The following is a 13,462-nucleotide window of genomic DNA, read 5'->3' on the forward strand; positions in this document are numbered from 1 at the left end:
ACGACCCCTCCGCGGCGCCGAGCGTGATCCTCCGCAGCACGACCAGCTGGGTGCCGGCGCCCGCCGACAGGCCCGCGAGCGCGGCGGCGCCGAGCACGACCGCCTGCTCGAGCGCGACCGCCGCCAGCACCGTGCGGCGCGGCACCCCCACGACGCTCAGGGACGCGGCGTCGGCCCGGCGGGACGGCAGTTGCACGGCGGTGGTGACCGCGAGCCCGGCGATCGCCATCAGCAGCACCAGCGCGGCCGCGACCACGTAGAGCCGCAGCGCGAGCGCGTACGCCGTCTCGTCGAGCCGGTCGCGCTCCTGCGCGTACGTCGTGGTCACGGCGAGGCCCGCCGCGGCCAGGGCGTCGGTCACGCCGGCGGGGGGTGTCGCCGCGGGAGAGCACCCGGACCTCGGTGCCCTCCTCGAAGACGCTCCGGTTGGCCGTCATCATCGTGTGGTCGATCAGGTAGGCCCGCGGACCGAGGAACGGCACGCTCTCGGAGACCAGGGCGGCGGTGACCTCGGGCGGTCCGCCGGCCGACGACCGGGCGGCGCCGAGGTCGTACCGGTCGAGGGTGCCGACCGCCTCGCGGCCGGCCACCACCGGGCGCTCGGGCGGGATGCCGCCCGCCGTCAGGCCGGCGATGCCCGGCCCCGACGCGGTGACCGTCATCCCGTCCGCGCCGGTCTCGACCAGCTCGGCGACCTGCTGCAGGTCCGCGCCCGACGACAGCCGCCAGCCCTCGTCGCCGAGCACGGCCGTCGCATCGGTCCCGTCCGCCGTCAGCGGGCCCAACGCGTAGTCGCCGTCGAGCTCGGTGGGGAGCCCGGCGGCACCGGCGACGGCGAGGCCCTCGACGGTGCACCCGGCGGCGCACGGCACCCGCTCGCCGCTGCTCGACGTCCCCGGGCCGAACGGCCCCAGGTAGGAGGCGCCGACGCGGCCGCGGGCGTCGCGCAGCTGCACCTCGACGGTGACGTCGGCGGAGCCGTCAGGGACGGTGGCGGTGAGCTCGAGCCGGCGGCCGGTCACCGTCGGCAGCGGCCGCGCCGCGAGGACGGCGGCGACCTCGTCGGGCCCGGTGCCGGGGGTCCACGTGCCCGGCCACCGGGCGACCCTGGCGAGGCGCGGCGCGTCGACCACCGCGACCCGGTGCTCCTGGGTGGTGAGGGTGGCGGCCGCCATCAGCCACCGTCCGTCGGGGTCCAGCTCGTGGGTGAGCGCGACCGCCTCCACCATCGGCAGCTCGGTCGTCCACACCGTGTCCGCCGGCGCTTGCGTGGCGGCCACGCTGGACCGCCAGGTGGCGGCAGCGTCGGCGATGCCGAGGCCGAACGTGCACACCGCGACGGCGACCGTCAGCGGCAGGACGACGAGGGTGCCGACCGCCCGGCGGGCGACGGCCCGCACGGCGAGGAAGCCGACCAGCCCGCGGGCCCGTCGCCGGGCCAGCCGGGCCGTCGCCGAGCGGGTGGTGGCCGTGGCGGCCGCACCGAGCGTGGCCGCGGCCAGCGCCGGCAGCACCAGGTCGCCCACGTCGGTCGCCCCGCCGGCCGGCCGGGTGACCGCCGCGGTCACCAGCACCACGGTCAGCGCCCCCAGGGCCAGCAGCCCGAGCCGGGCGAGCCGGCCGGCACCGCGCGGCCGCCCCTGCCCGGCGAGCTGGTCGGCGAGGGTGCGCGCGAGGGTGGTGCGGGTCGTCGCCACGCACACGCCGACGGCGCTTGCGGTCACGACGGCCGCGGCGACGAACGCCGACGCCGGGAACGGCAGCGGCAGTCCCGGCTCGAGCCACGCCCGGACCAGCACCGCCGTGAGCGCCAGCCCACCCGCGACGCCGAGCGGCACCGCCAGCAGGACGAGGAGCAGCGGCTCGCTCAGGGCGAGCAGCCAGACCCGGCGCCGTCCGGCGCCGCGGAGCGAGGCCAGCGCGAGGTCGGGGAGCCGGAGGTCGCCGGCCGCCGCGGTGAGGCGGCTCAGCAGCACGAGCGCCACGAGCACCAGCGACGCCACGGCGGGCGTCACCGACGCGACCGCCGCGCGCTGCTCGGACCGGACGTCGTCGACCACGCCGCCCAGGTCGTTGATCGACACCTCCGCGAGGGTCCCGGTCGGGGGCCTGCTGCGGCGCCGGGTCGGCCGCGCCCCGGTCGCCGAGCTCCTCGAGCTCCTCGGCCGACAGGTCGGGGCGTGCGTCGACCCGGCTGTCCACCCGCGCCAGCCACAGGTCGCTCGGCACCGTGGCGAAGTGGTCGACGGTCACCAGGAAGGGGGCGGGGCGGCGGGGGAGCGGGTCGTCGCCCAGCACCTGGGGCGGGAGCGAGGCGAGGCGGCGCACCTCGAACCAGAAGTCCTCGAGCTCCTCGCGCCGGTCGTCGTCGACCTCCGGACCGGTGGGGTAGCTGTAGGTGCCGACCACGGTCAGCGGTCCCAGGGGCGCCGGCAGGTCGATCCGGTCGCCCGGCGCCAGCCCGTCCTCCTCGGCGTCGCCGGCCAGGAGCGCGACCTCGCCCGGCTGGCGCGGGCACCGCCCGGTGACCGTCAGGTGGCTGCAGGCGCCTTCCCGCGCGACCAGCTGCACCTCCCCCGAGCGTGCCCGGGGTGAGGACCCGCAACGTCTCGAGCTGCACCGAGACGTCCGCCTGCCCGGGTGGCAGGTCGACGGCGGCGGTCGCGTCCGCGAGCACCTCGGCCGGGTCGCTGCGGGATCCGTCGGGACGGAACTCCCAGGTGCGTCCGGTCAGCGGGTTCGAGCCTCGGCGAGCCGGGTGACGGCATAGCTGTCGCCGACGGCCGCAGTGAACGCCGGCCCCAGCACCGCGGACCCGACCGCGACCACGAGCAGGAGGAGGGTGCCGGCCGACAGCAGGGCACGGGAGCGCAGGCCGTCGAGGGCGAGCCGCAGCATCAGGTCTCCTCCTCGCGCAGCGCCGCCGGGCGGCTGTCCGGCTCGGACGGACGCTCGACCCATCCGCCCACCGCCCCGACGGCGAGCAGGGCGAGGGTCGGGGCCACGACCAGCGGCAGGGCGCGCAGGCCCACGTCGAGCGGCAGCTGGGACGGCTGCGGCGCCAGCACCGGTACGGCGTCCCCGAACGCCAGCACGGTGACCACCGTGGCTGCGAGGGTCGCCAGCGCGGCGGCGCCCGCGACGAGGAGGACCTGCAGCCGTCCGGCGCGCCGCTGGACGCCCGCCGGGACGCCGACCAGCCGGAGCGCGGCCCGCTCCTGGGCACGTCGGCGACGTTCCCGGGCGGCGGGCAGCAGGATCCCGACGAGCCCGAGGGGCGACCCCGCCGGCCGCCACGACGACCAGCACGCCCGCGACGTCGCTGCCGGCCTCCTCGAGGGCGGGTGCGACCAGCTGCTCCGCGGTCGTCGGGCGGCCCACGGCCGCCAGCACGTCGGCCGGCGTGTCCGCGCGGGCGAGCACCCAGGCGTCGGCGGAGGCGACCGTGTGCGAGCCGCGGACGAGCCCGGTGCGGAGGTCGAGCAGGGTCCCGCCGGTGCCCACGAGAGGGAGCGCGTCGTAGCGGCCCAGCACGTCGGCCGGTCGGTCGAGACCGCTGGTCGTGGGCGCGGCGGCGGCGGACTCCCGGTCGACCGAGCGGGTGCTGAGCACCGGGACCGCCCATGGGCTGCGGTCGACGGCCAGGTAGCTCCGGCCCGCGGAGCTGGGCCGGATGCGCAGCCGGTCGGGTGTCGCGCGGAGCTCGCCCGGCGGCCGTTCATCGCCCTCGTCGAGCGTCCAGCCGCGGTCGAGGAGGTCGAGGCCGCCCAGGTCCAGGCGGTCGACGTCGAGCCGCGGGCGGCGGCACGATGGCTGCGCCCAGTACCGAGAGGCGCAGGGGCGGCCGACGGCGACGTCGAGCCCGACCACCTGGCAGCCGCTCCCGCACCGGGTGAGGTCGGCGCTCGCCGTGCTCGAGCCGCCCGGCGGGACCCGCAGGAGGACGGACTGGAGCCCCGCGCCGTCGGGCCCGATGGTCTCCACGGCGATCTCGACCAACGCCGCACGGTCGGCGTCGGTGGCGACGCGGGCGGTCAGCCGGCCGCCGGTCGCGGTCGGCTCGGGACGCCAGTCGGCAGCCGCCGCGGCGAGGTCGTCGACGGCCGCCGACCCCTCGGCGGCCGGGGTGCCGGCGAGACCGTCGCCGACCACCCGGGCGAAGCGCTCGCTGTCGACGAAAACCCGTCGGGAGCCCGGCCGGTCGTCGCCGAGCACCCGCACGGCGGCCATCAGCCAGCGGCCGTCCGGGTCGGCCTCGTGGGTGGCGGTGAGGACGGCGGCGGCGTCGCCCTCGACGGGAACCACCAGCGGCGTGCCGGTCGTCACGGCCGTGGTGTCCGCCTCCCAGTCCTGTGCGGCCAGCATCGTGTTGAGCGCCAGCCCGAGCAGGGCACCTGCCGCGACCACGAGCGGGAGCCCGCTCGTCGCCCGCCGCAGGCCGAGCCGACGGCCCGCGAGGAACGAGGCGAGGTCGTCCCGGCCGGCCAGCCAGCGACCGCACCCGAGCAGCAGCCAGGCGGCGCCGAGCCTGGCGGCGAGCCCGACCGCCGTGGGCCCGGCGAAGGCCACCCAGTCGGGCTCGTCCGCGCCGGTGCGGGTGAGAGCGACGCCGGCCGCGACCAGCACGAGCACCTGCACGAACGTCGTCGCGGCGCCCGGCGCCAAACGGGCAGAGCGGTCGCGCAGGAGCACCGGGAGAGGGGGTGCGCAGGGCGGTCACCATCGCGCCGAGCACGACGACGGTGGCGCCCAGCCACACCGTCGCCACGACCGGCCACCGACCGGGTCCCACGGCCAGCGCCGCCGCGGCCCCGGCCGCCCCGCCGGCGACCAGGCTGACCAGCGGCTCCACCAGCAGCGGCGACACCCACCCGGCGCCGTGCCGGCCGCGCAGTCGCAGCAGCGCCGCCTCCCGACGGCGTACGGCGCCGAGCGCGAGGCCGGCCGACGGGACCACGCCGGCGGCGAGGGCGAGGAGCGGGACCAGCAGCGCCAGGTCGACGTCCTCACCGGTCACCACCACGGCGCCGGAGGTGACGACCGCGACTGCGGCGGCCAGCGCGAGGTGCGTCCCGCGGCGCTCCCACAACCCGGCCAGCAGCCGGGACCTCATCCGAGTCGGCCCTCGTCGATCACGACGTGGTGGTCGGCGGCGTCGACGATCGCGGCGTCGTGGGTCGCGATCACGACGACGGCTCCCCGCTCGGCCTCCTGCCGGAGCGCGTCGAGCACGACCTGCACGTTGACCTGGTCGAGCTCGCTGGTCGGCTCGTCGGCCAGGACGACGGGGGCGTCGACGACCAGCGCCCGGGCACAGGCCACCCGCTGCATCTGGCCGCCCGACAGCTCCTCGACCTGGCGGTCGCCGAGGTCGGCGATGTCGAACCGGGCCAGCGCCGACTCGGCCCGGTCGTTGGCCTCGCTCCAGGCCGTCCCGCGGGCGCGCAGCGCGATCGCCACGTTCTCCCGGGCGGAGAGGATCGGCACCAGGCCGTAGACCTGGAGCACGAAGGCGATCTCGGGCCGCGGGTCGCCGTTGCCCTGCCAGGTCGCGGCGCCGGCGTACGTCGCCGTGCCGGTCGTGGGCGGCACCAGCCCACCGGCGACCGAGAGCAGGGTGGTCTTGCCGGAGCCGCTGGGCCCGGCGACCGCGGTCACCCGGCCCGCAGGGAAGGTCAGCGAGACGTCGTCGAGGAGGAGCGGCCCCGGCCGGTAGCAGACCCGGTCGAGGACCAGGTCGGGCAGCGGGCCCGTCATCGGACCTCGTCCTGGGGGATGCCGACCTCGTCGGCGGGATGGCTGACGACGATCCGGCGGGCCTCGGCGTCGATCCGGACCAGGGTGCCGGGTGGCCACTGCGGCACCAGGTGCGTCGGGAGGTGAAGCACCCCCTCGGCGCCGATCACGGCGTACTCCGCCCCGTCGCGGCCCCTCCGACCCCACCCGGCCGCCCTTCATCGTGACCGTGCGGGGGAACGTGGCCGCGACCTCCGGCTGGTGGGTGACGACGACGACCGTGGTGCCGAAGTCGCGGTTGAGCTCGTGGAGCAGGGCCACCACCGCGTCGCGGTCGGCGTGGGAGAGCTGGCTCGTCGGCTCGTCCGCGAGCAGCAGCTGGGGCTGCGTCGCGACGGCGCACGCCAGGGCCAGGCGCTGCCGCTGCCCGCCGGAGAGGGTGGTCACGACCTGGTCGGCCTGGTCGGCGAGCCCGACCCGGTCCAGCAGCTCGATCGCGGTCGGCGCGTCGGCGACCTCGTCGGCCGGCATCCCGACCCGGGCGAACGCGATGTTGCGGCGGGCGGTCGTGTAGGGGAGCAGGTTGCGGGTGGCGCCCTGGAGCATCGTGGCCACCCGCCGCGCGCGGAGCCGCGCCAGGTGCCGCTCGCTCATCCGGGAGATGTCGTCCTCGCCCAGCAGGATCCGCCCCGCGCTCGGCCGCTGGATGCCGCCGAGCAGGGCGAGGAGAGTGGACTTGCCGGAGCCGCTGGGGCCGAGGAACGCCACCCGCTCCCCGGCCTGGATCTCGAGGTCGACGCCCTGCAGCGCGACCACGTCGTGGCCCTCGAAGGTCCGGTAGAGGTGCACCACACCGGAGCAGCGGACACCGATCCCGCCGGCGTCCCTCATCGCGTCTCCTCCCTCGTGCGGTGTCGGGCGCCCATCATGCCTGCTGGCCGTCCCGTCGACGCCCGGCCTGCCCCGTTTTGTTACCTGGACGTACGGCGGGACACCGCACGGGGCCGGCACCACCGCAGCGGTAGGGTCGGAGGCGTTTGAGTCCGACCCTCTCGTCCCAACCCGCAGGAGCGATGCAGTGACCGTTCGCGTAGGTATCAACGGATTCGGCCGGATCGGCCGCAACTTCTTCCGCGCCGTCCGCGCCCTGTCGGCCGACGGCGGCGCCGACATCGAGATCGTCGGTGTCAACGACCTCACCGACAACGCCTCGCTCGCCCACCTGCTCAAGTTCGACTCGATCCTCGGCCGCCTCGACGCGGACGTCTCCTCCACCGAGGACGCGATCATCGTCGACGGCAAGGAGATCCGGGCGTTCGCCGAGCGCGACCCGGCCGCCCTCAAGTGGGGCGACCTCGGTGTCGACGTGGTCGTCGAGTCCACCGGCTTCTTCACCGACGCCACCAAGGCCCGCGCGCACGTCGACGCCGGCGCCAAGAAGGTGATCATCTCCGCGCCCGCCAAGAACGACGACCTCACCGTCGTCATGGGCGTCAACCACGAGCTCTACGACCCCGAGCAGCACACCGTCATCTCCAACGCCTCGTGCACCACCAACTGCCTCGCGCCGATGGCGAAGGCCCTCAACGACGGCCTCGGCATCAACAAGGGCCTGATGACGACGGTGCACGCCTACACCGCGGACCAGAACCTGCAGGACAACATCCACAAGGACCCGCGCCGCGCCCGCGCCGCCGCGCTCAACATCGTGCCGACCTCGACCGGCGCCGCGAAGGCGATCGGGCTGGTGCTGCCCGAGCTGAAGGGCAAGCTCGACGGCTACGCCCTCCGCGTGCCCACGCCGACCGGCTCGCTGACCGACCTGTCCTTCGAGGCCGGTCGCGAGACCAGCGTCGAGGAGGTCAACGAGATCGTGAAGGCGGCCGCCGACGGCCGGATCCTGCGCTACTCGACGGACCCGATCGTGTCGACCGACATCGTGACCGACCCGGCCTCCTGCATCTTCGACGCGCCGCTCACCAAGGTGATCGGCAACCAGGTCAAGGTGGCCGGCTGGTACGACAACGAGTGGGGCTACTCCAACCGCCTCGCCGACCTGATCGTCCACGTCGGCGCCTCGCTCTGAGCCGGGGCCGGGAGTTGGCTGACTACCAGGGGCTGGGCGAGGTCGCCGGCAAGCGCGTCCTCGTCCGGTCCGACCTCAACGTGCCGCTCGACGGCACGACGATCACCGACGACGGGCGGATCCGCGCGTCGGTCCCGACCATCGCGGCGCTCGCCGACGCCGGCGCCCGGGTCGTCGTCACCGCCCACCTCGGCCGGCCGAAGGGCGCGCCGGACCCGGCGTACTCCCTGGCGCCGGTGGCCGCCCGGCTCGGCGAGCTGCTGGGCCGGGACGTGGCGTTCGCGACCGACACCGTCGGCCCGGCCGCGCAGGAGACCGTGGCGGCGCTCGGGGGACGGGCAGGTCGCCGTGCTCGAGAACGTCCGGTTCAACGCGGGGGAGACGAGCAAGGACGACGACGAGCGCGGCGCGTTCGCCGACCAGCTGGCGGGCCTCGCCGACGCCTTCGTGTCCGACGGGTTCGGGGTGGTGCACCGCAAGCAGGCCAGCGTCTACGACGTCGCGAAGCGGCTGCCGCACGCGATGGGCGGCCTCGTCGCCGCCGAGATCGACGTGCTCCGCCGGCTCACCGTCGACCCCGAGCGCCCCTACGTCGTGGTGCTCGGCGGGTCGAAGGTGTCGGACAAGCTCGGGGTGATCGACAACCTGCTCGGCAAGGCCGACAAGCTGCTCATCGGCGGCGGCATGGTCTTCACCTTCCTCAAGGCCCAGGGCCACGAGGTCGGCAAGAGCCTCCTCGAGGAGGACCAGCTCGACACCTGCCGCGCCTACCTCGACCGCGCCCGCGAGACCGGCGTCGAGATCGTGCTGCCGACCGACATCGTGGTCGACACCGCGTTCCCGTCCGGCGACCGCGAGCCGCAGCCGTCCGTCGTGGCCGCCTCCGAGATCCCGGCCGACGCGCTCGGCCTCGACATCGGTCCCGAGTCGGGTGCTGCGTTCGCCGCCGCGCTCGCCGGTGCCCGCACCGTCTTCTGGAACGGGCCGATGGGCGTGTTCGAGGTCGCCGCCTTCGCCGGCGGCACCCGCGCGGTCGCGGCGGCCCTGACCGAGGTCGACGGGCTCTCGGTCGTGGGCGGCGGCGACTCCGCCGCGGCGGTCCGGTCGCTCGGGTTCGACGAGGCCGCGTTCGGCCACATCTCCACCGGCGGCGGCGCCAGCCTCGAGTACCTCGAGGGCAAGGAGCTCCCCGGCATCACGGTCCTGGAGGGATGAATGGGCAACACACGGGTCCCGCTGATGGCGGGCAACTGGAAGATGAACCTCAACCACCAGGAAGCGGTGGTGCTGGTCCAGAAGCTCGCCTGGACGCTGTCGGACAAGAAGCACGACCACGGCAAGGTCGAGGTGGCGGTCCTCCCGCCCTACACCGACATCCGGTCGGTGCAGACCCTCGTCGACGGTGACCGGCTGCCGATCAAGTACGGCGCGCAGGACGTCTCGGTGCACGCCTCCGGCGCCTACACCGGCGAGATCTCCGCCGGCATGCTCGCCAAGCTCGGCTGCTCCTACGTGGCGGTCGGCCACTCCGAGCGCCGGCAGCACCACGGCGAGACCGACGAGCTGGTCGCCCGCAAGGCCAAGGCGGCACTCGGTGCCGGGATCACCCCGATCGTCTGCGTGGGCGAGGGGCTGGAGGTCCGGCAGGAGGGCACCCACGTGCCCCACTGCACCTCGCAGGTCGTCGGCTCGCTCGCCGGGCTGACCGCCGAGCAGGTCGCCGGGCTGGTCATCGCCTACGAGCCGGTGTGGGCCATCGGCACCGGCGAGGTCGCCACCCCCGAGGACGCGCAGGAGGTGTGCGGGGCGATCCGCGCGCAGGTCCGCGAGTCCTACGGCGACGCGGCCGCCGACGCCGTGCGGATCCAGTACGGCGGCTCCGTCAAGGCGGCCAACGTCGCCGGGATCATGGCCCAGCCCGACATCGACGGCTGCCTCGTGGGCGGCGCCAGCCTCCAGGCCGACGAGTTCGGAGGCATCTGCCGCTACTACGACATGCCGGTCCTGTGACCCGCACGGGCAACGCGCTCGTCCACGGCGCCGCACCGGGTGCGGCGTACCGCCGCCGCTGACGTAGGATTCCGACCGTGCTGGAAACCCTGTTCACCGTCCTGCTCGTGCTGACGAGCCTGATCCTGATCCTCCTCGTCCTCCTCCACAAGGGGCGCGGCGGCGGACTCTCGGACATGTTCGGCGGCGGCGTCTCCAGCTCTCTCGGCGGATCGTCGGTGGCGGAGCGCAACCTCGACCGGTTCACGATCGGCATGGGCGTGATCTGGTTCGCCTGCGTCATCGCGCTCGGGCTGCTGCTCGCCTACTAGACCCGTTCCCTGATTCGATCTTGACCCCGGTCACCACGGCCGGTCTGAGCTGAGGAGAGTTGCGTTGGCTGGTGGTGGGAACGCGATCCGCGGCAGTCGCGTCGGTGCAGGCCCGATGGGCGAGGCCGAGCGGGGCGAGGCCGCACCGCGCCAGGCGGTCACCTACTTCTGCGCCCACGGGCACCGGTCGGTGATCACGTTCTCGACCGAGGCCGCGATCCCCGACTCCTGGGACTGCCCCAAGTGCGGCCTCCCCGCCGGCCTCGACTCCGAGAACGCCCCGCCGGCCCCGAAGATCGAGCCCTACAAGACCCACCTCGCCTACGTGAAGGAGCGGCGCTCCGACAAGGAGGCCGAGCTGATCCTCGACGAGGCCATCCAGCTGCTGCGGTCGCGGCGGAAGAGCGGCGAGATCATCTTCTAGTCTGCCCGAGCGTGTCGCAGACGCTGCGCCTCGGGCGCCGCAGATTCATCAAGGTATGTCGGTGAGTTGGCGCTCCCCATGGCGTACCCGTCGTGGGAGGCGTTGGTTCGTCTGCATACCGTGATGAATCTGCGCGCTCTCGGGCCTCGGCCCTACGGTCGCCGCGAGGGTCGAACAGCACGCAGACCGAGGTAGCGGTCTCCGCCGCGACTACCTCGGTGTTGCTGCTGCTACCAGGGTGCTCTTGCCAGTCACAGCGCCGAGGGAGTGCCCCGAACACCGAGGTAGCGCCGATCGATCAGCAACCGGCGCCTGCAGCCCGACCGATCACCCGGCACCGACGCCCACCTCCCTCGTCGCTGCCCTTGCGGTCGCAACCACGCAGGACCCGCCGCCCGCACCGTGATCGACACTTCCCAAGCCCTACCGCCGAGACCGTCCGCCCGGGGCCTCGCAAGCTCGACCTCCGGCGCCGGCCCCCTCAGATCCTCGACGCCGCGTCGTGGTCGAGGAACCAGACCGTCTCCTCGAGGCCGAAGGCGCCGCGGGCGGGGGTCTCGTCGATGGTGCCGTCGTCGGCGAGTGCCCGGCGGACGGCGTCGGCCTTGCCGTCGCCGCTGACGAGGAACCAGACCGAGGCGGCGGCGCAGGGTGGTCTCGAAGGTCAGGGTCACGCGCTCCGGCGGGGGGCTTGGGGGAGCCGGTGACTCCGGCGGTGAGACCGGTGGCGTGCAGCTGGGGGAGGCCGGGGGAACAGCGAGTTGACGTGGCCGTCGGGGCCGACGCCGAGCATCATCACGTCGAACCGCCCGGGCCAGTGGGCCTCGAGCTCGGCCGCGTAGGCGGCGGCCGCGGCGTCGACGTCGGCGGCCTCGCCGGTCGCCGGGACCTCGTGGATGTTGGCGTCCGGTACGCCGACCGCGTCGAGGAACGCCGCCCGGGCCTGCCCGGCGTTGCGGTCGGCGGAGTCGCGGGCGACGAACCGCTCGTCGCCGAACCAGACGTGGACGGCGTCCCAGTCGACCCCGGAGGAGGGCGCCAGCCGGGCGACCTCCTCGTGGACCTTCACCGCGATCGTGCCGCCCGTGAGGCTGATGTGCGGCACCCGGCCGGCCGCCTGGGCGTCGGCGAGCCGGTTGAGCAGCTCGCCGGCGACCGCCGTGGCGAGTGCGCGGTCGTCGTCGTGGACCTCGATCAGGGGCTCGATCACGGGCGTCGGTGCCTCCGGTAGTAGTCGATCAGGGAGCGGGTGGACGGGTCCTGCGCTGCGAGCGCGTCCTCGTCGCCCGTGACGGCGGGGGCGATCTGCTGCGCGAGCTGCTTGCCGAGCTCGACGCCCCACTGGTCGAAGCTGTCGATGCCCCACACCGCGCCCTGCACGAACGTGATGTGCTCGTAGAGGGCGATGAGCTGGCCGAGCACCGACGGGGAGAGCTCCGGCGCCATGATGGACGTCGTCGGCCGGTTGCCGGTGAACACCCGGGCCGGGACGATCGCCTCGTCGGTGCCCTCGGCGCGCACCTCGTCGGCGGTCTTGCCGAACGCGAGCGCCTTGGTCTGGGCGAAGAAGTTCGCCAGGAACACCTCGTGGACGTCGGTGTCGCCGTCACGCAGCGGGTGGGCGGGGTTGGCGACGGCGATGAAGTCGGCCGGGACCAGCTGGGTGCCCTGGTGGATGAGCTGGTAGAAGGCGTGCTGCCCGTTGGTGCCAGGCTCGCCCCAGAAGACCTCGCCGGTCGCGGTGCCGACGGGGCTGCCGTCCCAGCGCACGCCCTTGCCGTTGGACTCCATCGTCAGCTGTTGGAGGTAGGCGGGGAACCGGTGGAGCAGCTGGGCGTAGGGGAGCACGGCGTGCGTGCGGGCGTCGAGGAAGTTGACGTACCAGACGTTGAGCAGGCCCATCAGCAGCGGGACGTTGGCCTCCGGCGGCGCGGTGCGGAAGTGCTCGTCGACGGCGTGGAAGCCTGCGAGGAGCTCGGCGAACCGCTCCGGCCCGACGGCGATCACCAGCGAGGTGCCGATCGCGGAGTCGACGGAGTAGCGACCGCCGACCCAGTCCCAGAACCCGAAGGCGTTGTCGGGGTCGATCCCGAACGCCGCCACCTTGTCCAGGGCGGTGGAGACGGCGACGAAGTGCCGGGGAGACCGCCTCGGCCTCGCCGTCGTCGCCGAGCACGCCCCGGTCGCGGAGCGCGTCGAGCAGCCAGGCCCGGCACAGCCGGGCGTTGGTGAGCGTCTCCAAGGTCCCGAACGTCTTGCTGGACACGATGAACAGCGTCGACTCCGGGTCGAGCCCGGCCAGCTCCTGGGCCGCGTCGGTCGGGTCGATGTTGCTGATGAACCGGCACTCCAGCCCGTCCTGGACGTAGGGCTGGAGCGCCTCGTAGGCCATCACCGGCCCCAGGTCGGAGCCGCCGATCCCGATGTTGACCACCGTGCGGATCGGCTGCCCGCTCACCCCGGTCCAGGCTCCCGAGCGGACCTTCTCGGCGAAGGCGTAGACCCGCCGCAGGACGTCGTGGACGTCGGGCACCACGTCGTGGCCGTCGACCTCCAGGGTCGCGTCGGCCGGCAGCCGCAGCGCGGTGTGGAGGACGGCGCGGTCCTCGGCTGACGTTGATGCGCTCACCGGCCAGCATCGCGTCGCGGCGGGCCGTAACACCGACCTGCTCGGCGAGCTGCAGCAGCGCCTCGAGCACGGCGTCGTCGACCAGGTTCTTCGACAGGTCGACGTGGAGGTCGGCGGCGTCGAAGGTGAGCCGTTCGGCCCGGCCGGGGTCGGCGGCGAACCAGCCGCGCAGGTCGGGCTCGTACGACGCGGCGAGCTCGCCCAGGCGGCGCCAGGCCTCGGTCGTCGTCGGGTCGACCGGGGCGGTCGCGGCGGCCTCCATCGGC

Annotated in this window: 8 protein-coding genes and 3 pseudogenes; 6 read left to right on the forward strand and 5 right to left on the reverse strand. The window is 74.7% G+C overall.

Going from position 1 to position 13,462, the window contains the following annotated elements:
- Positions 1-1,709: 1,709 nt before the first annotated feature.
- Positions 1,710-2,084: pseudogene (locus MF408_RS27265) on the reverse strand (FtsX-like permease family protein); the annotation flags it as partial.
- Between MF408_RS27265 and MF408_RS21420 the strand changes: the two are divergent.
- Complete coding sequence (locus MF408_RS21420; protein WP_240249340.1) at positions 2,074-2,595, forward strand: hypothetical protein; 522 nt, start codon at positions 2,074-2,076, stop codon at positions 2,593-2,595. The pseudogene MF408_RS27265 and the gene MF408_RS21420 sit on opposite strands and share 11 nt — an antisense overlap.
- Before the next feature lie 135 nt (positions 2,596-2,730).
- Here the strand turns inward: MF408_RS21420 and MF408_RS21425 are convergent, their stop codons facing one another.
- Both MF408_RS21425 and MF408_RS21430 read right to left on the reverse strand, forming a co-directional pair.
- The gene (locus tag MF408_RS21425; RefSeq protein WP_240249341.1) at positions 2,731-4,692 is read right to left on the reverse strand and encodes a hypothetical protein; all 1,962 of its coding nucleotides are present in this window, start codon (positions 4,690-4,692) and stop codon (positions 2,731-2,733) included.
- Between the two features lie 417 nt (positions 4,693-5,109).
- Entirely contained in the window at positions 5,110-6,627 is a 1,518-nt protein-coding gene (locus MF408_RS21430) for an ATP-binding cassette domain-containing protein (protein WP_240249342.1), read from the reverse strand.
- Between the two features lie 187 nt (positions 6,628-6,814).
- Between MF408_RS21430 and gap the strand changes: the two genes are divergently transcribed.
- The 5 genes and pseudogenes from gap to MF408_RS21455 all read left to right on the forward strand — a co-directional run bounded on the left by gap (position 6,815) and on the right by MF408_RS21455 (position 10,567).
- On the forward strand, positions 6,815-7,822 hold the full coding sequence (gene gap / locus MF408_RS21435) for a type I glyceraldehyde-3-phosphate dehydrogenase (protein ID WP_240249343.1): 1,008 nt from the start codon (positions 6,815-6,817) through the stop codon (positions 7,820-7,822).
- Positions 7,823-7,836: 14 nt separating this feature from the next.
- A pseudogene (locus MF408_RS21440) lies at positions 7,837-9,037 on the forward strand (phosphoglycerate kinase).
- Complete coding sequence (gene tpiA / locus MF408_RS21445) at positions 9,038-9,832, forward strand: triose-phosphate isomerase (RefSeq protein ID WP_240249344.1); 795 nt, start codon at positions 9,038-9,040, stop codon at positions 9,830-9,832.
- An 80-nt stretch (positions 9,833-9,912) separates the two neighbouring features.
- The gene (gene secG, locus MF408_RS21450) at positions 9,913-10,143 is read left to right on the forward strand and encodes a preprotein translocase subunit SecG (RefSeq protein ID WP_240252096.1); all 231 of its coding nucleotides are present in this window, start codon (positions 9,913-9,915) and stop codon (positions 10,141-10,143) included.
- Between the two features lie 64 nt (positions 10,144-10,207).
- A complete protein-coding gene (locus MF408_RS21455; RefSeq protein WP_275693256.1) occupies positions 10,208-10,567 on the forward strand; it encodes an RNA polymerase-binding protein RbpA in 360 nt (119 codons plus the stop codon).
- 670 nt (positions 10,568-11,237) lie between these two features.
- On the opposite strand, the gene MF408_RS21460 is transcribed toward MF408_RS21455, so the two are convergent.
- Both MF408_RS21460 and pgi read right to left on the reverse strand, forming a co-directional pair.
- Positions 11,238-11,777, reverse strand: coding sequence for a 6-phosphogluconolactonase (locus MF408_RS21460; protein WP_345893787.1), 540 nt, complete (start codon positions 11,775-11,777; stop codon positions 11,238-11,240).
- A pseudogene (gene pgi / locus MF408_RS21465) lies at positions 11,774-13,458 on the reverse strand (glucose-6-phosphate isomerase). The gene MF408_RS21460 and the pseudogene pgi overlap by 4 nt, the downstream one beginning before the upstream one ends.
- Between the last annotated feature and the right edge of the window lie 4 nt (positions 13,459-13,462).

This window comes from Nocardioides sp. TF02-7 (assembly GCF_022437945.1).
Lineage (GTDB): Bacteria > Actinomycetota > Actinomycetes > Propionibacteriales > Nocardioidaceae > Nocardioides.

Excerpts from the sequence above, each read along its gene's own strand:
- MF408_RS21430 (WP_240249342.1), bottom strand. The coding sequence starts at position 6,627 with ATGAGGGACGCCGGCGGGATCGGTGTCCGCTGCTCCGGTGTGGTGCAC.
- tpiA (WP_240249344.1), top strand. The coding sequence starts at position 9,038 with ATGGGCAACACACGGGTCCCGCTGATGGCGGGCAACTGGAAGATGAAC.